The organism is Celeribacter marinus (genome assembly GCF_965656515.1).
GTDB classification, from domain to species: Bacteria; Pseudomonadota; Alphaproteobacteria; order Rhodobacterales; family Rhodobacteraceae; genus Celeribacter; species Celeribacter marinus_D.
The window spans coordinates 21,395-40,135 of the sequence record NZ_CBFHKW010000009.1 but is presented as its reverse complement, the minus strand read 5'-3'; the positions used below and the strand labels follow the sequence as shown (position 1 = coordinate 40,135).

16 protein-coding genes are annotated in these 18,741 nt (G+C 56.9%); 7 read left to right on the top strand and 9 right to left on the bottom strand.

Annotation, left to right across the window (positions count from 1 at the left end; all coding sequences use genetic code 11):
- The 7 genes from ACTG34_RS03665 to typA all read left to right on the top strand — a co-directional run.
- On the top strand, window positions 1-332 hold a 332-nt coding region (locus ACTG34_RS03665; protein ID WP_439103658.1), incomplete at its 5' end, for a VIT1/CCC1 transporter family protein.
- 124 nt (window positions 333-456) lie between these two features.
- Complete coding sequence (locus ACTG34_RS03660; protein ID WP_439103657.1) at window positions 457-1,671, top strand: NADP-dependent isocitrate dehydrogenase; 1,215 nt, start codon at window positions 457-459, stop codon at window positions 1,669-1,671.
- Between the two features lie 159 nt (window positions 1,672-1,830).
- The gene (locus tag ACTG34_RS03655; protein ID WP_439103656.1) at window positions 1,831-2,406 is read left to right on the top strand and encodes a HupE/UreJ family protein; all 576 of its coding nucleotides are present in this window, start codon (window positions 1,831-1,833) and stop codon (window positions 2,404-2,406) included.
- A 99-nt stretch (window positions 2,407-2,505) separates the two neighbouring features.
- Window positions 2,506-3,129, top strand: coding sequence for a YitT family protein (locus ACTG34_RS03650; RefSeq protein WP_439103655.1), 624 nt, complete (start codon window positions 2,506-2,508; stop codon window positions 3,127-3,129).
- 42 nt (window positions 3,130-3,171) lie between these two features.
- Window positions 3,172-3,786, top strand: a complete 615-nt coding sequence (locus ACTG34_RS03645; RefSeq protein WP_439103654.1) for a YitT family protein — start codon at window positions 3,172-3,174, stop codon at window positions 3,784-3,786.
- Window positions 3,787-3,822: 36 nt separating this feature from the next.
- Window positions 3,823-4,152 (top strand): DMT family transporter, encoded by a 330-nt coding sequence (locus ACTG34_RS03640; RefSeq protein ID WP_439103653.1) that lies wholly within the window; start codon window positions 3,823-3,825, stop codon window positions 4,150-4,152.
- A gap of 130 nt (window positions 4,153-4,282) precedes the next feature.
- Entirely contained in the window at window positions 4,283-6,100 is a 1,818-nt protein-coding gene (gene typA / locus ACTG34_RS03635) for a translational GTPase TypA (RefSeq protein ID WP_062215642.1), read from the top strand.
- A 122-nt stretch (window positions 6,101-6,222) separates the two neighbouring features.
- Here typA and ACTG34_RS03630 read toward each other — a convergent pair whose 3' ends face one another.
- From ACTG34_RS03630 to ACTG34_RS03590, 9 genes are all read right to left on the bottom strand, one after another.
- Complete coding sequence (locus ACTG34_RS03630) at window positions 6,223-6,510, bottom strand: DUF1330 domain-containing protein (RefSeq protein WP_439103652.1); 288 nt, start codon at window positions 6,508-6,510, stop codon at window positions 6,223-6,225.
- A 79-nt stretch (window positions 6,511-6,589) separates the two neighbouring features.
- Window positions 6,590-6,907 (bottom strand): DUF1330 domain-containing protein, encoded by a 318-nt coding sequence (locus ACTG34_RS03625; protein WP_439103651.1) that lies wholly within the window; start codon window positions 6,905-6,907, stop codon window positions 6,590-6,592.
- 7 nt (window positions 6,908-6,914) lie between these two features.
- Window positions 6,915-9,569: an alanine--tRNA ligase gene (gene alaS, locus ACTG34_RS03620; protein WP_439103650.1), complete on the bottom strand. Its 2,655-nt coding sequence runs from the start codon at window positions 9,567-9,569 to the stop codon at window positions 6,915-6,917.
- A gap of 148 nt (window positions 9,570-9,717) precedes the next feature.
- Window positions 9,718-10,812 (bottom strand): recombinase RecA, encoded by a 1,095-nt coding sequence (gene recA / locus ACTG34_RS03615; RefSeq protein WP_062215652.1) that lies wholly within the window; start codon window positions 10,810-10,812, stop codon window positions 9,718-9,720.
- Between the two features lie 322 nt (window positions 10,813-11,134).
- A complete protein-coding gene (locus ACTG34_RS03610) occupies window positions 11,135-13,432 on the bottom strand; it encodes an ATP-binding protein (protein ID WP_439103684.1) in 2,298 nt (765 codons plus the stop codon).
- Between the two features lie 160 nt (window positions 13,433-13,592).
- Entirely contained in the window at window positions 13,593-14,771 is a 1,179-nt protein-coding gene (locus ACTG34_RS03605) for an RsmB/NOP family class I SAM-dependent RNA methyltransferase (protein WP_439103649.1), read from the bottom strand.
- Between the two features lie 81 nt (window positions 14,772-14,852).
- Window positions 14,853-16,304, bottom strand: a complete 1,452-nt coding sequence (gene guaB / locus ACTG34_RS03600; RefSeq protein WP_439103648.1) for an IMP dehydrogenase — start codon at window positions 16,302-16,304, stop codon at window positions 14,853-14,855.
- A 163-nt stretch (window positions 16,305-16,467) separates the two neighbouring features.
- On the bottom strand, window positions 16,468-17,481 hold the full coding sequence (locus ACTG34_RS03595; RefSeq protein ID WP_439103647.1) for a tellurium resistance protein: 1,014 nt from the start codon (window positions 17,479-17,481) through the stop codon (window positions 16,468-16,470).
- 160 nt (window positions 17,482-17,641) lie between these two features.
- Window positions 17,642-18,739 carry an ABC transporter ATP-binding protein gene (locus ACTG34_RS03590; RefSeq protein WP_439103646.1) on the bottom strand — a complete coding sequence of 366 codons (1,098 nt, stop codon included), beginning with the start codon at window positions 18,737-18,739 and terminating at the stop codon, window positions 17,642-17,644.
- Window positions 18,740-18,741 lie beyond the last annotated feature (2 nt).

The following is an 18,741-nucleotide window of genomic DNA, read 5'->3' as shown; positions in this document are numbered from 1 at the left end:
CGCCCGAGCTGATGGCCGAGCTGACCCTGAGCCAAGTCGATGGCATTGAGGATCCGGGCCAAGGGCCGCTTTGGCCGCGCGCCCTTGTGACCTTTGTGTCGTTTGTGGTGTTCGGGGCCATTCCGCTCCTACCCTATTTGCTCGGGTTGCCCGTTGAGACACAGACGCCCGCGGCGATCGTGGCGACATTCAGCGCGCTTGGCCTTCTTGGGGTGTTGCGTCATGTCGCGACACGTGCAGGCCTTACGCGGTGCATGGGCGAGACGATTGCGGTCGGGGGAATATGTGCAGGTGTGGCCTATGGTGTCGGATTACTCGTCGCGGGCGGATAAGGCGATGCACCGTTCGAGCGACAATCTGGTATACAACTGTATACAGCCCCTTCCCCCTCGTTCGCGTTTACAGTATAGACACACTCAATAGATAGACACTGCCTATCCTTAAGGAGCGCACCCGATGACAAAGATCAAGGTAGAGAACCCGATCGTCGAAATGGACGGCGACGAGATGACCCGCATCATGTGGGCGTTCATCAAAGACAAACTGATCCTGCCCTATCTCAACCTCGACCTGCTGTATTATGATCTCGGCATTGAGTCGCGCGACGAGACGAACGACCAGATCACCATTGATGCGGCCGAAAAGACCAAAGAGGTCGGTGTGGCCGTCAAATGTGCGACCATCACCCCCGACGAGGCCCGCGTTGAGGAATTCAACCTCAAACAGATGTGGCGCTCGCCCAATGGCACAATCCGCAACATCATCGGCGGGACGATTTTTCGCCAACCGATCATCTGTAAAAACGTGCCGCGCCTTGTACCCGGATGGACCAAACCGATTGTTGTGGGCCGACATGCCTACGGCGACCAATATAAAGCCTCCGATTTCACATTCCCCTCTGCGGGCAAACTGACGATGAAATTCGAGGGCGCGGACGGGACGATTATTGAACGCGAAGTGTTCGATGCGCCCTCCGCCGGTGTCTATCAGGCGATGTACAACCTTGACGCGTCGATCTACGACTTTGCGCGCTCGTCGCTGATGTATGGTCTCAACCTCGGGTGGCCCGTCTACCTGTCGACCAAAAACACCATCCTCAAGGCCTATGACGGTCGCTTCAAAGACATCTTTGAAGAGGTCTATGAAGCTGAGTTTGCACAGAAATACAAAGATGCAGGCATCTGGTACGAACACCGCTTGATCGACGATATGGTCGCCTGTGCGCTCAAATGGTCGGGCGGCTTTGTGTGGGCGTGCAAAAACTATGACGGTGACGTGCAATCCGACACCGTGGCACAGGGATTTGGCAGCTTGGGCATGATGACCTCGCAACTGTTGACGCCTGATGGCAAAATCGTCGAGGCCGAAGCGGCCCACGGCACCGTGACGCGCCACTACCGCCAACACCAAGCGGGCGAAGCCACATCGACCAACTCCATCGCGTCGATCTACGCTTGGACGGGCGGGTTGAAACACCGCGCCAAACTGGACAGCAACGAACAATTGATGCGCTTTGCCACCACGCTCGAACAGGTGATCGTCGATACGGTCGAAAGCGGTCACATGACCAAGGACCTCGCCTTGCTTGTCGGCCCCGATCAGGGATGGCTGACAACGATGGGCTTTTTGGAGAAGATCGATCAAAACCTGAATAAGGCGCTGGTGGGCTAGATTGGCCGCAATATAGCCAGACCGACACAAAACAGACCAAAGGCCACCCAGAAACGGGTGGCCTTTGGTGTTGAATTGCAAAGATTTTAACGGCTATACTCAACATGATGCGATCCAATCCGGAGCGTCCGTTGACCTAAATTCAGGAACACCAAAGATATGACATACACGCGTTTTTCTATTTTATTCGTTACACTTGCGCTTAGCGCATCCCCCGCCTTGGCGCACCTGCCCGCAAACGAACACGGATCGTTCCTTGCGGGGGCGTCCCATCCGTTATTCGGATTGGACCACGTTATTGCCATGCTTGCCGTTGGCGTCTGGGCGCTACAAATCGGCGGGCGCGGCATTTGGGCGGTGCCTGCGGGATTTGTCGGCGCGATGACCCTTGGCTATATCGCGGCGGGCTTTGGCGCACCTCTGCCTTTGGTCGAGCCAATGATCCTTGCCTCCTCCATCGTGTTCGGGACTGTGGTGCTCCTCGCGCTGCGCCCCGCCGCGTGGATCGGCATTGCTGTGGCGGCGTTTTTCGGACTGTTCCACGGCCATGCCCACGGGGCTGAGCTTGGCGATGCGCAGGCGCTGACCTTCGGGATCGGCTTCATCATCGTCACCGCAGCCCTGCACGCCCTCGGCATTGTCATGGCGCAATTCATGGCTCGCGCTCATCCCCTTGCCCCGCGCTTTCTAGGGGCCGCAAGTGCTGTACTTGGGCTATCGCTCGTGCTGTCGTAAACGCCGAATTCCAAAACCCTGCGCCTCTGACACCAAAACCTCACGTCATAGGCGCAGGGATCGCTAGACAGGTCAACATTGCTGCCCTAAAGTGGCGCTATGCCCTCACCCATACCCCTCCCCGTAGACCCGCCCAAACACACCGCACTCGAAGACCTGCAAGGGTTCTCGATCAGCCTCGTGACCACCGCCATAGGGTTGAGCTTTATCACGCAGCTTGGCTTTATCACGGGACAGACTGCGGGCTTGGCACTGGTGATTTCCTACCTCACCGAATGGTCGTTTTCGTGGGTGTTCTGGCTGATCAACATCCCGTTCTATGCCCTTGCATGGGTGCAAATGGGGCGTGAGTTCACATTGAAATCAATCTGTTGCGTGACGATCCTCTCGATCTTGATGGAGGTCGTCCCGAACTGGATGCAGTTTGCACACCTCAACCCGCTGTTTGGCATCGTGGCCTTTGGCGTACTCACGGGCTACGGCCTACTTGGTACCTTTCGCCACAAAGGATCACTTGGCGGTCTGGGCGTGGTCGCACTTTATGCCCAAGACCGCTTTGGCATCCGCGCAGGATTTGTCCAACTCGGCTTTGACGCGATTTTGTTTAGCGTCGCTTTTTTCCTCTTTGCCCCCGAGCGCGTGCTCTATTCGCTCTTGGGCGCCTTGATCCTCAACGGGGTAATTGCGTTCAACCACCGCCGCGACCGCTACATCACATCCTAACGCCCCCTTGCATTTTGCGCCGTTTGGGTATCCAAGGCGGTCATGCAAACACCTGATCAAAAAACCGCCCATCACACCGTGTTCGAAGATGCCCAAGCCTTTGTCTATGGCACCGCCATGTGCGCCTTTGCCGTGGTGATGCTGCGCGATCTGGGATTCATCACGGGCCAAACGGCGGGCCTCGCCCTGTTGATCTCTTACGTCCTAAAGGCCTCTTTTGGCTGGGTGTTCTTTGCGGTCAACCTGCCGTTCTATTGGTTTGGCTACAAACGTATGGGGATGAAATTCGTCCTCAAAACCTTTGCCTGTGTGGCGCTGATATCAGGGTTTTCCGAACTGTTCCCACACCTCATCTCCTTCGAACGGGTTAACCCCGTCTTTGGCGCGGTGATGATCGGGTTTCTACAGGGCGCGGGCCTCATGGCCATCTTTCGCCACGGTGGATCACTTGGTGGTATCGGCATTTTGGCGCTCTACCTGCAAGACGCAACCAAACTCAAAGCGGGCTATGTCCAACTGGGTTTTGACGTCATCTTGTTTGGTGTGGCAAGCTTGCTTTTGCCGCTCTCACTGGTCGCCTATTCCCTTTTGGGCGCTGTAATCCTCAACCTCGTCATCGCCATAAACCACCGCCGCGACCGCTACATCGCGATGTAGCCCCCGACACCCAAACGATCCTGTACAGGGCGCCACATGCAATATATCTTTCTCGTTCTTGCTATCGTCTTTGAAGTCATCGGCACAACGGCCATGGCCGCCTCACACCAGTTCACAAAACTCGTGCCTGTTGTCATCTTGGTTGTGTCCTACGGCTTGGCATTCTACTTTCTCTCGATCACCCTTAAAACACTCCCCGTAGGTATCGCGTATGCCGTGTGGTCGGGACTGGGTATCGTATTTATATCTTTGGTCGGATATGTCGCCATGGGCCAGAAACTCGATTTTGCCGCAGCTATCGGCATGAGCATGATCGTTGGCGGCGTCATCGTGATCCAACTTTTTTCCAAAACCGCAGGCCACTGAGCGCGACAAAACGCGACACGGCAGCAGATCGGCCTTTTGTGCTGGCCTTTTGCCCCGCTAAGCGTTACGGCCCTCCCAAACGAGTAACGCACGCAGCGCTGCGTGCCCCGAACGCACGGATATAAACCTAATGGATCTTCGCAATATCGCTATCATCGCTCACGTTGACCACGGCAAAACGACGCTTGTGGACGAGCTTCTCAAACAATCGGGCACCTACCGTGCCAACCAAGCCACCACTGAGCGGGCTATGGACAGCAACGATCTGGAGCGTGAGCGCGGAATCACCATCCTCGCCAAAGCCACATCGGTTGAATACAAAGGCCATCGCATCAACATCGTTGATACGCCTGGTCACGCCGACTTTGGCGGCGAAGTGGAGCGCATTTTGTCCATGGTTGACGGTGTTGTCCTCTTGGTCGATGCCGCAGAAGGCCCGATGCCACAAACCAAATTTGTGACATCCAAAGCACTCGCTCTTGGCCTGCGCCCTATTGTTGTGCTCAACAAAGTCGACAAACCCGATGCCGAGCCTGACCGTGCGCTCGACGAATGTTTTGATCTGTTCGCCTCGCTCGACGCCGACGAAGATCAGCTTGATTTCCCACACCTCTACGCCTCTGGCCGTAACGGGTGGTGTGACACCGAACTGAACGGCCCGCGCAAAGATCTCGATGCGTTGTTCAACCTTGTGCTGAACCACGTGCCTGCGCCAAAGCAGCTCAAAAAGCAAAACGAGCCGTTCACAATGCTCGCAACCACACTTGGCGCCGATCCGTTCTTGGGTCGTTTGCTTACGGGCCGTGTTGAAACAGGGACGCTCAAAACTGGCGCGACCATTCAGGCTCTGACCCGCAACGGCCAAAAGATCGAGCAGTTTCAGGTTAAGAAAATCCAGGCCTTCCGCGGCTTGGCAATGCAAGACATCTCTGAGGCCATCGCGGGCGACATCGTATCGGTTGCAGGCATGTCCAAGGCGACAGTGTCTGACACGCTATGCGCCCTCGAGATTGACACCCCGCTCGAAGCACAACCCATTGATCCGCCAACGATTACCGTAACGTTTGGCATCAACGACAGCCCGCTTGCAGGTCGTGACGGCAAAAAAGTTCAGTCGCGCGTCATCCGTGACCGCCTGATGAAAGAAGCCGAAGTGAACGTGGCGATCAAAGTCACAGACACCCCCGGCGGTGAAGCGTTTGAAGTTGCCGGTCGCGGCGAATTGCAGATGGGCGTGCTCATCGAGAACATGCGCCGCGAAGGGTTCGAGCTTTCGATCTCCCGCCCACAGGTTCTGATCCGCGAAATCGACGGCGTGAAAATGGAGCCGATCGAGGAAGTCACAATCGACGTAGATGACGAATACTCGGGTGCCGTGATCGAAAAGCTGACAGGAACCCGCAAGGGCGAAATGACAGAAATGAAACAACAAAACGGCAAGACACGCATCATTGCCAACGTCCCTTCGCGCGGTCTCATCGGCTACCACGGTGAGTTCCTCACCGATACGCGCGGCACGGGCGTTCTCAACCGCGTGTTCCATGAATGGGCCCCACATAAAGGTCACATTCCCGGCCGCCGTCAGGGCGTTTTGATCTCCATGGATGCCGGCAAAGCCGTATCTTACGCTTTGTGGAAACTCGAGGATCGCGGTCACTTCTTTATCGGTGCGCAGGAAGATGTCTATCAAGGCATGGTCATCGGCGAGCACACCCGTGAAAACGATCTCGAGGTGAACCCGCTCAAAGGCAAACAGCTCACCAACGTGCGCGCCTCTGGTACAGATGACGCGGTGCGCCTGACGACACCTGTGACGCTGACCTTGGAGCAAGCGATTGCTTATATCGATGATGACGAATTGGTCGAAGTGACACCAAACGCGATCCGCTTGCGCAAACGCTACCTCGACCCGCACGAGCGCAAGCGTCACGCGCGCTCCGCGCAATAAGCAGCGCCACACTAGAATGACAAAAGGCGGCTCCCACATCGGGGGCCGCCTTTTCATATGCCGTATAGTCTACTTAGATAATGTGGACGAATGTGGCCACACGGGCCTGTTAGGCGATGACCTTATTCGGTTATCTCAACCACAACCAATTCACGCTCGGAGCTGTCCTTGGCAAAGGAAAGCGCCTCTTGGTATTCAGGGCTTTCGTAACAGGCCACAGCCGCCTCGACACTCTCAAAGCGGATGACAACATTGCGCGGGCGGTCTTTGCCCTCAAGTTGGACGTGACGCGCGCCACGCGCGATGAATGTGCCCCCATGTTTGGCAATCGCCGGTCCTGCCAGTTTGGCATATTTTGCATACTCGTCCTCATGCGTCACAGACACATGTGTAATCCAAAGCGCAGCCATATCAGGTCTCCTTTTCGCCGTGTGCGGCAGTGTCATGTCGGGCCACTTCACAACCCGTTTGCAATCACAATGTAGAGTGCTATGCGCCAGCCGCTCCAAAGAGTTCAGGAAGATCCTCACCCTCGACCATCACCACGTCTCGGGTTGCAGAGCGCATGGAAAGGGGCAAAATTTCTTGATATTCATCACACATGTAGCAGGCATCCGCCGCTGCCTTGTCTGGAAATACCAAAACCGAGTGAAATTTCGGCCCCTTGCCCTGAGCGTATTGACCCACCGCGCCCTTCACAAGAACACGGCCGCCATACGCAAGCAATATCTCCTCGGCACGTTGCGCATAGGTGCGATAGGTCACAAAGTCTACGACATCCGTATGAGCGATCACATAAAACGCCATAGGTTTGTTATCCCTTCAGCACGGCCTCAGCGGCCGCAATTGCGGCCTGAGCACCGGCAAAATCCTTGCCGCCCCCTTGGGCCATATCCGCGCGACCACCGCCGCCCTTGCCGCCCACTTCGGCAACTGCCGCTTTGAGCACGTCAACGGCTGACACGGTCTGCGTCAAATCATCGGTTACGCCACAGGCCACCGCGACCTTACCATCATCATCCGCGATCAAAAGAATCACACCGGAGCCAAGGTTGTTTTTGTGCGCATCGATCAAACCACGTAGGTCTTTGCCAGATACACCGTCCAACGCTTGGGCGAGGAACGCTATGCCGTTCACCGTGATGGCCTCAACCGCGCCACCGGATGCGCCGCCGCTCATGGCGATCTGTTGGCGCAGGTTCGCGACCTCTTGCTCGAGCTTTTTGCGCTCCTCAGATAGCGCTTTGACACGGTCGACAACTTCGCCCACAGGGGCCTTTAGCACGGCTGCAACCGCATCAGCGCGACCGGCGGCTTGTGCCATATACTCAATCGCCGCCTGTCCGGTCAGCGCCTCAATTCGGCGCACGCCCGCAGACGATGCACTGTCGCCCGTGATAACACAGACACCGATGTCGCCCGTGCGCGCAACATGCGTGCCGCCACATAGCTCGAGCGAATAGGTTTTACCATCCGCCCCTTTGCCAGTATCCGCGCGTCCCATAGAGACAACGCGTACTTCGTCGCCGTATTTCTCGCCAAACAATGCCTGAGCGCCAATCGCGCGCGCATCATCAGGGGTCATAAGGCGGGTCTCAACCGGCGTGTTTTGACGGATAAACGCGTTCACATCAGCCTCAACAGCGGCCAGTTCCGCAGCGCTCAAAGCCTTTCCATGGGAGAAATCGAACCGCAAACGATCGGGCGAATTGAGCGATCCGCGTTGCGCCACATGATCGCCAAGCGTGACGCGAAGCGCCTCATGCAACAGGTGCGTGGCCGAATGGTTGGCCCGAATGGCAGAGCGGCGCGTGTGATCGACCTCAAGCACAGCCGGTTCACCCACGTTGATGGCCCCCGAAACAACCTCAGCGATGTGAATAAACACACCCGCGACCTTTTTGGTGTCTGTGACTTTTGCAACATTGTCGTCGACACGGATCACGCCCATGTCGCCAACCTGTCCACCGCTTTCGCCATAAAATGGCGTCTGGTTGACGACGATTTGCACCGTATCGCCCGCCTTTGCGGTCTGGACCCGTGCGCCGTCTTTTACGAGTGCGACGATCTCGCCCTCGGCCTTTTCGGTCTCGTAGCCTAAGAACTCGGTCACGCCTTTGTCTTCGGCGACGTCGTACCAAACGGTTGCATCCGCAGTTTCACCCGACCCAGCCCATGCCGCGCGCGCCTTGGCTTTTTGCTCAGCCATGGCGCTATCAAACCCGTCCGTGTCGACCTCACGGCCTTTTTCACGCAACGCGTCTTGCGTTAAATCAAGGGGGAATCCAAACGTGTCGTAGAGTTTAAACGCGGCGGCACCCGCAAGTTTTTCACCCTCACCCAAACTGTCCAACTCGTCATCGAGCAATTTCAAGCCACGCTCAAGTGTCTGTTTGAAACGGGTTTCCTCAAGGCGGAGCGTCTCCTCGATCATGGCTTGGCCCTGACGCAATTCGGGATAAGCATCGCCCATTTGACGCACCAATTCCGGCACAAGGCTATGCATGATCGGATCTTTCGCCCCAAGCAGATGCGCGTGACGCATGGCGCGGCGCATAATGCGGCGCAACACGTAGCCGCGCCCCTCATTAGACGGCATAACGCCATCGGCAATCAGGAACGATGTCGAGCGCAAGTGGTCGGCGATCACACGGTGATGCACGTTTTTGTCGCCAAACGGATCGACGGACGTGGCATGCGCAGACGCCTCGATCAGCGCTTTCATCAGGTCGGTGTCATAGTTGTCGTGCGAGCCTTGTAACAACGCCGCGATCCGCTCTAGCCCCATGCCCGTATCGATAGATTGCATATCGAGATTGGTCATCGACCCGTCCGCAAAGCGTTCATTTTGCATGAACACCACGTTCCAGATCTCGATGAAGCGGTCGCCATCCTCGTCGGGGGAGCCGGGAGGGCCGCCCCAGATGTGGTCGCCGTGATCGTAAAAAATCTCGGTGCACGGACCGCACGGCCCCGTGTCGCCCATCTGCCAAAAATTGTCAGAGGTGGCGATGCGGATAATGCGGTCTTCGGGCACGCCAACCTTTTTCCAAATGTCAAAGGCTTCGTCATCGGTGTGGTAGACGGTGACGTAGAGTTTGTCTTTTGGGATGGCGAATTCGCCGGTGATCAATTCCCATGCAAACCGGATAGCATCGTCTTTGAAATAGTCACCGAACGAAAAGTTGCCGAGCATTTCAAAGAATGTGTGGTGGCGCGCGGTGTAGCCGACATTGTCGAGGTCATTGTGTTTGCCCCCTGCGCGCACACATTTTTGGGCCGATGTCGCCCGCACATAGTCACGTTTCTCCAACCCTGTGAAACAGTTCTTGAACTGAACCATGCCCGAGTTCGTAAACATCAAGGTGGGATCGTTGCGCGGGACAAGCGATGAGCTGTCCACGACCTTATGGCCGTTGGTGTCAAAATAGTTCAGAAAGGTGGACCGGATGTCGTTGACGCTTGGCATGTCGGGGCTCTTGTTTTTGGGCTGGAATTGCGGTCCTTCGGGTGTATCGTCCCTTTCCCAGCCTGTCCATCACTCGCGCCATGCAAAAGGGCCGAAACACGATGGTTCCGACCCTTTTTCGATTGTTTTTATCTGCAACGCGCCGCGTTTATTCCGCCTCGTCGCCCTCAACCACATCTGTGGTCTCTTCAATAGCTGCGAACTCTTCAGCGAGATCGAATTCAAGCCCGTGGGATGCGCGAATTTTATCTTCGATCTCAAGAGCAAAGCGGGAGTTCTCTTTCAAGAACCGCTTGGCGTTTTCACGCCCCTGCCCGATGCGTTCATCCCCATAAGAGAACCATGAGCCGGCCTTGTCGACCACGCCCGCCTTAACCCCAAGATCAAGAAGCTCACCGGTTTTCGAAATGCCCTCACCGTACATGATGTCGAATTCGACCTGTTTGAACGGTGGTGCCACTTTGTTTTTGACGACTTTCACGCGGGTCTCGGAGCCGACGACCTCATCGCGGTCTTTGATTTGACCGATGCGACGAATGTCTAGGCGCACAGAGGCGTAAAACTTCAACGCGTTACCGCCCGTTGTTGTTTCGGGCGAACCGAACATGACGCCGATTTTCATCCGGATTTGGTTGATGAAAATAACTGTGCATTTGGAACGGTTGATCGAGCCGGTGAGTTTGCGCATCGCTTGCGACATCAGGCGTGCCTGAACACCCACGGAGCTGTCGCCCATGTCGCCCTCTAACTCGGATTTGGGCGTCAAAGCTGCAACAGAGTCGACCACAACCAATGACACCGCGCCCGAGCGCACCAAGGTGTCGACGATTTCGAGGGCTTGCTCCCCTGTATCGGGCTGCGAAATCAGCAACTCGTCAAGGTCGACCCCCAATTTGCGGGCATAGATCGGATCAAGCGCGTGTTCGGCATCGACAAAGGCGCATACGCCACCTTTTTTCTGTTCTTCGGCCACACAGTGCAGGGTGAGCGTGGTTTTACCCGACGACTCCGGCCCGTAAATTTCAATGATCCGCCCCTTGGGGATACCACCAATGCCAAGCGCGATATCAAGGCCAAGAGAGCCGGTGGAGGTCGATTCGATCTCTTGGGCGGGATTATCCGCGCCCAATTTCATGATCGACCCTTTGCCAAACTGACGCTCGATTTGCGCAAGCGCGCTATCGAGTGCCTTTTGCTTGTTGCTGTCGTTTTTGCTCATCTCTGCTGCCGCCGCTTTAGCCATTGATCTCTACCCTTATTTCACACCCGTCTTGGGGCGGCAACGGAAACTCGATGGACCGTGGCGCACGCAAGGACAAGTTATGTTCCTGTCTTGTTCTCTAAAATCCTTATGAGATCAAAAAGAGAACATTTCAACCAAAAACTGATCTCCCTAGCAGTCGCACAAACTGGTTAATGCATTCTCTACGCGGATTTATACGCCGCATTCCCCGTAAAGCGAGTGGGAGGAACGCCGTGCAAGGTATTGAAATAAAACAAACTGCGTACGGCGCTTTGGTGACATGTACCGTCCCGTAATGTCTCAAAACACAGCGAAATAAAAATCACACCTCGAACTGCGCTTGCACAACTTCGGTCAATTCCGACAATGAAAACGGTTTTTGCAAGAACACCGAATGGGGAATCTGCGCCTGTTGATCCGAGAAATGATCCTCGGCATAGCCCGACATAAAGATCACTTTAACATGCGGGCGCGCCTCACGCGCCTGCGTCACCCATGTCGGGCCATCCATGCCGGGCATGATCACATCGGACAAGAACAGATCGACATGTAGGGCCTCGTCTTGCAAATGCTCCAACGCTTCCTCTGCACAGTCAGCCTCGATGACGGTATAGCCGCGCAATTTGAGCGCACGCGCAGCGAACGCGCGCACGGGAGCCTCATCCTCCACCAAAAGCACGACCCCCTCGCCGCGCTCAACCACGCGCTTGGGCGTCGTCACAGCCGCCACGACCACCTCATCGGCAGTTGCGGCATGGGTGGGCAGATAGATCGAAAACTTTGTGCCGATCCCGACCGCACTATCGACAAAGATAAAGCCACCGGTTTGCTTGATGATCCCGTAAGCTGTCGATAGGCCAAGCCCCGTGCCCTCGCCCGTGCGTTTGGTGGTGAAAAACGGCTCGAAAATTTGCTGCAATTGCTCTTTAGGGATACCGCGTCCCTGATCGGCCACCGATATCACCACGTAGTCGCCTGCGGGCACAGTTGCCCGCCCCTTTATCACCGCTTCGTTGAACTTCATATTGCGCGATTCAATCGCGATCTGACCGCCCGTCGACATCGCATCGCGCGCGTTGACAACGAGGTTCATAATCACCTGCTCCAACTGACGTTTGTCCACGCGAATGGGGCGTAGATCATCATCATGTGACACGGCGAGCGTGATTTTTTCGCCCACCAGACGGTTGAGCAAATGCGTCAGATCAGACAGCGTATCGCGCAGGTTGATCACTTCGGGTTTGAGGGTTTGTTTGCGCGAGAACGCGAGCAATTGCCCGACGAGTGCCGCCGCACGGTTCGCGTTTTGATGGATTTGAACCAGATCGCCGTATTCAGGGTCCGAACTGTCGTGGCGCAGCAACAACAAATCGCAGTGGCCCGAAATAGCCGTAAGCAGGTTGTTGAAATCATGCGCCACACCGCCCGCCAATTGACCGATAGCCTGCATTTTCTGGCTTTGGACAAACTGCGCTTCGAGGGCTTTGAGTTGGGTCGCATCCGTCAACACAGACACCAATTCGATTTCGCCATCTGCCCCTTCGACGCGGGTCAGGGAAATTTGCAGGAACGTGTCTTTCTCGGGCAATGACGCGCGCACGAACTCGGGCTTATGCAATCGTCCCTGTGCGACATCCCCCGCCCATTCCGCCACCGAACGCCCCAACCCCTCGACAACCGCGCCGAGATTTAGCGCGCGCGGATCCGCGGGCATCGCAAGCAAATCACGCGCCGCGCGGTTGCTTTCTAAAATGGATCCATCAGCACTGACCTTGAGCAAGGCCACGGGCAAGGTATCAAAATCCGTCCATGCCCCCAGTTGCGGGGTCAACTCAGGCAGGAAATAGACTTCTTGGCGTCCTGTCGGGCTGTCGTACGTGACCACCCGCGCACTCACGGGCGCGCTGTGTCCCGAGAGCAAATGCAAATCACCACTGCGCAACGGCAAGTCGGTGACAATCCGGTCAAGAGAGGTCGGGCGGCGGCCGATCAAACGGTGCAACGCCGCATTGGTGAACAACAACTTGCCCTTGGGTGACAGCACAAGCATCGGAAGCGAGACCGCCTCACCGCCAACACCCGCCTCGCCGCGCTCTGTCAAATCCTCCAGACGCCATAAAAAGCAGTCCCCGCCCTCGCCGACCAAATGCACCGACAGTCGCATATGACCGGTGCGGGTGGCCACATCTTCAAAAGCCGCGCCATTGGCGTGGGCTTGGTTTTGCAAACGCGCGAGGGTGGCAGACGGAGCGGCAAACAACCCTTCGACGGTGGCAATAATGGAGTGTCCGTCACAGGCCCCAAACCGGCTCACTGCGGATTTGTTTTGATAATCAATGGTTCCGTCTGCATCGGTGGTAAAGGACGGGGCGGCATCATGGGCGACAAATGTGGCGATTGTTGCGTGAAACAAGAGGCGCTTGCGCCGCTCTCGCGCAATCAACACCCGCAAGATCAACACGGACCAGAATAGCGCCGCCCCGCAGACGAAAAGCAACAAGCCCAAGCGTGCATTGGTGACCAAAAATGCGGCCCCGATCAGGGCCAGACCCGCGAGAAAAAACCATACGGCAAGAGGTGCGAGACGGTGACCCAGACGCCCAAGCGGCCCGACACTCATATTTGCTGCGTTCACAAAAGATCCTTCTCGCCGTTTTGGCAATGAGATGTTCGCACGCTTTGAGTGCGCGCCCCAATTGGTCCGAGCGCTTAAACGCCCGTAACCATTGTAATAAACACATCACTATCGGTAAAGTTGTTTTGTGGCGCGGATCAGACGCTTAGCCCGTATGGCGCAGCACGCAGACGAAAAACCCGTCCGCGCCCTCGATGGGCGTGATCAGACGCGATGTCTCAACCTTAAACGCGGGGTGGCGCGCGATAAAGCCCGTGATCTGTTCGCTATTTTCAACGTCGAACAGCGAACAAGTGATGTAGCCAAGCACACCGCCCTTGGCCACGCGTGGGGCAATCTCGTTGAGGATTTGCGCCTGAAGCTCAGTCAATTCGGCAAGTCGCTCTGGGGTGAGCGCCCATTTCGCTTGCGGGGCACGTGACCACGATCCAGATCCTGAACAGGGCACATCCGCCACGATCAAATCGTAGCTGTCCTCGAGTTGCGCCGCGCGCGCGGTGGAGATCGTGACGCCGGCGCGGGACGCACGCGGAGCAATATCTTGCATCCGTGTGGGGTCGATATCATGGGCGGTCACGGCCACATCGGCCTTGCATGCCAAGGCCAACGCCTTGCCACCGCCGCCAGCGCAATAATCCAAAACGCGTTGACCGTCTTGGACAGGCAAGGCGTTGATAACCGCTTGTGACCCTGCGTCCTGCACTTCGACGGCACCGGTGAGATAGGCTTGCGCGCGCGCGACCATTCGCGCGCCCTCCGTTACGATCAGAGCGCAGTCGCTCAACGCGTGGGGTTTGGCGGTAATGTTATCCTCGGCCAACATCTCAATCGCGTGACCTAATGTGGCCTTGCGGCGATTAACGCGCAAAAAGACGGGGCTGCGCTCGCGCCCGATGGCCAAAATAGCATCCGCATCCGCGCCCAATGCCGCGTCGAACTTTGGCAGTAACCAGTCGGGCGTATCAAGGCGCACACCGCGCGTGGCCGCATCCAACGTGACGACATCGCGCTCTGCATCCGTCAACGGCTCGGGTGAAAACCGCTCGCCTGTGAACAATGTGTCCAGATCGACACCTGACGCTCTAAGCGCGCCGATCATCACTTGGCGGCCCGTGGGTATCGCCTCGCCCGCGCCCCCAAGCCATGCGTAAGAGCGCAAACACCGCACCGCATCAAAGACGTAGTCACGGATCGCGCGTCGATCTTTTGAGCCCGCATACCGATTGCCCCGCGCCCAATTGGTCAAGGCCCGTTCGGCATTCACACCGGACAAGATTGTGTCCAGCAATTCGATGGCGGCGGAGAGGCGTGCGGTCGGTGTCATTGGCAACGTAACCCTTATGGGAGGACAAAACGCAACGGGGGCCTGACGCCCCCGTTGAGATTTCTACATGGTCACACGGCTTTAGCCCACGCGGTAATTCGGGCTTTCGCGGGTGATCTGCACGTCATGGACGTGGCTTTCTTTCAGACCTGCACCGGTGATTTTGACGAAGTTACACCCTTTGCGCATCTCTGCCACAGTTGCATTACCTGTATATCCCATGGCCGCGCGCAAACCGCCGACCATTTGGTGCAACACCGTGCCGACCGTCCCTTTGTACGGCACTTGGCCCTCGATGCCCTCGGGCACGAGTTTATCCGAGGCCGCATCTTTTTGGAAATAGCGATCCGCAGAGCCGCGCGCCATAGCGCCAAGCGAGCCCATACCACGGTAGGATTTGTACGAGCGCCCTTGGTAAAGAATAACCTCACCGGGGCTTTCATCCGTGCCCGCAATCATCGAGCCGACCATGGCCACAGAGGCCCCCGCTGCAATCGCTTTTGCGAAATCGCCCGAGAACTTGATCCCGCCATCCGCAATCACCGGCACGTCACCCGCAGCTGCGGCACAGTCCATAATCGCGGTGAGCTGTGGCACGCCGACACCGGCAACCATGCGTGTGGTACAGATCGACCCCGGGCCAATGCCCACTTTGATCGCGTCCGCACCAGCACCGATAAGCGCCTTGGCCGCCTCACCCGTGGCAATGTTGCCCGCAATGATTTGTACCGTGTCGCCAAACTCTTTCTTGGCGCGCGCAACGGCATCAATCACGCCCGACGAATGCCCGTGCGCCGTATCGATCACGATCACATCGACGCCCGCATCGACCAAGGCGGCAGACCGTTCAAAGCCACTGTCGCCCACAGAGGTCGCCGCAGCGACACGAAGACGGCCAAGATCGTCTTTGCACGCAGAGGGGTTCAAAACGGCCGTCTCTGTGTCTTTGAGGGTCAAGAGACCCGTCAACTTGCCCGCACCATCGGTGATCAGCAGCTTTTCGATCCGGCGCGCTTTCATCAGCGAAATCGCTTCATCGCGGTCCGCAGGTTCGTTCAGGATCGCAAGGTTGTTGGACGTCATCACCTGAGACACGGGCGTGTCCTCGGAGGTGGCAAAGCGCATATCGCGGTTGGTCACGATGCCCACAACGCGGCCAGAGCCGTCGATCACGGGAAAGCCCGTAAAGTTGTACTGCACCGCCAAGGCGCGGGCATCGGCAATGGTCTGATCCGCGGTCAACGTGATCGGGTTATACACGATCCCGCTTTCGAACCGTTTGACGCGGCGCACTTCGTTGGATTGATCCACCACGTTGAGGTTCTTGTGGATCACACCCATTCCGCCCATCTGCGCCATGGCAATCGCCATACGCGCTTCGGTCACGGTATCCATAGCTGAGGACAGCAACGGGATGTTCAATTTGATTGATTTTGTCACGAACGTAGACGTGTCAGCAGTCGACGGCAGCACAGATGATGCCCCCGGAACCAGCAATACGTCGTCAAAGGTGAGAGCCTCGCGAATCTCCATCCAACTTCTCCTTGGGGTGATACGGTTTGGCATGTCCCTATTTCATGGATCTTGCCGTTTGGGAAGGGTCTGATGCGGCTTTTGCTCCCCCGCCCTCAAAATTTAGCGCCGCACCCCGTTTCGAGATGCGGCGCCATAGGCCTACACACAGCTAAAGACGGCTTTAGATCGTTGCGGCATTGGTCGCTTTGGACAGTTTTCCGCGCGCCCAGATTTGCATGATTTTGAACGCAATAACCGAAATGGCGAGCGTCGCGCCCACCAGTTCAAGCCCGCCGATGATGGCAAAGGGCGTCTGTTGAAACTTTGCCGCAGCAAACATCAGGTTGGCAAACGCCGCCATAGGAAAGGTAAACGCGCCCCACAAAGCGGTAAAATCTCCCTTGGTGAAATAGCGCGCACTGAGCAGCATCACGGCCATAACGGTCACGCCCAGATACCCAAAAGCAACTGCCATGCCGCCATGACCAAGTCCCGCAGCAACGATCCCGAACAACGCAACGGGTGCGAGGTGAATGGCCAACAGCGGACGCAGCGGCGGTGGTACATCTGCCTTTGTAAATTGCAGCGCAGAAATCAACCAAATAGCTGCGGCAATGGGCAGGGTTGTCGCCAACAACAGACTTGCCAAATCGGGCCAACCCACCGCAGGTGCCGCAACACCGCCAATGATGAACCCGACAAAGCTTAGATGCCACACGGGTGTCACACGGCGCTGTTCAGGCGGTCCGATGATGAATGAGCGAATAATCAACGCGGCAATGATCCCATGACCCATTAACGAGGCCACAAGTACGACTTTGGCCAAGGGAATTGAAAATGGCACAAGGGCCGCAGCAAGAAGCATCCCCGCGCCCGTCCCCGCCGAAAGCCCCGCCCGTCCGGGTAAAATACGCACATCATCGGCGACAACTGACAGACGGCGCACCGCCTTGGCTTTGTAGGCAATCACCCCGAAAACATAGAGCAACGACACAGCGCCGAGGATCAGCTCGCCAATCCACGCAGGCGCATTGAGTGCAACGCCTGCCTGACGCCATGCCAACCCCATACCGAGCAAGCCCAGCATCGGTGGAAAGATCGCGGGTGGTGTCGCGCGCCATAGCCCCTTTGGCGAGGCATTGAGCGGCGGTGGCGGTGGGAAATAGGGTTTTTTAGGTGAGGACGTGTCAGACATGGAATGCGCCTTTGTCATATTGAGCCCCATGAATATCACGCCGCGCACGGCACGAACACCCTCAGGCACGTGCCCCTTTGTCGCGGTGTTCGACCCTCTGAGCGCACCCCATAAAAAAGGGGGCCGTGGCCCCCGATTTTCGAATAAATCCCTGCGGATATTACGCCTTGGCGCGCATCGACAGGCCATTGGCGAACAAATGCACCTTGGACGGATCAGCGGTGAGATTGACGGTCGTGCCGCGCAACCCCTGATGAATGCCGGGTAATTTGGCAATCAGAGGATCGTTGTCACGTTCTGGCACAAAGTAGAGCAAGGTCACTTCGCCAAGCGCCTCGGTCATATTGACCTCGCCGTTGATGATACCCAAACCACCCGCCTCGACCAAGGTCAAATCCTCGGGGCGCACACCGACATTGACGCGCCGCCCCATGTCGGAGGCCTGCGTAGGCACGTTCGATACCGCGATGCCCTCGCCGTCAAGTTTGACTTTGGTCTGTGCGCCCGTCTCGATGATCTCGCCGGACAGAAGATTCATCGCGGGAGAGCCGATAAACTGCGCCACGAATTCGTTGTCTGGGGTCTCGTATAGCTCAAGCGGGCTGCCCACTTGGGCGATGCCTTTGTTGGCCAGAACCACGATTTTATCGGCCAAGGTCATCGCCTCGACCTGATCATGCGTCACATAGATCATCGTGCTCTCGGGCATGCTTTCCTTGAGTTGCGCGATCTCCAAACGGGTCGCCACACGTAGAGCGGCATCAAGGTTGGAGAGCGGCTCGTCGAACAAATAGACCTTGGGATCGCGCACAATCGAGCGACCGATGGCCACACGTTGACGTTGCCCACCCGACAAGGCCTTGGGCAGACGGTCAAGGTAGTCCTCCAGCTGCAGGATCTTGGCGGCCTTGGCCACAGCCGCGTCGATATCTGCCTGAGGCTTTTTGGCGATTTTAAGCGCAAAGGACATGTTTTCGCGCACGGTCATATGCGGATAGAGCGCGTAGGATTGGAACACCATCGCAATGCCGCGCTGTGCGGGCGGCACATCGTTGACGCGCAGCCCGTCAATCTCCAACGTCCCACTCGAAATCTTTTCGAGGCCCGCAATCATACGCAACAATGTCGATTTGCCACACCCAGACGGTCCGACAAAAACGATCAACTCGCCCGTCTTGATGTCAAGATTGATGTCTTTGAGAACCTCGATCTTACCGCCGTAGATCTTTGCCACATCTGTCAGTTTTAGCTCAGCCATTG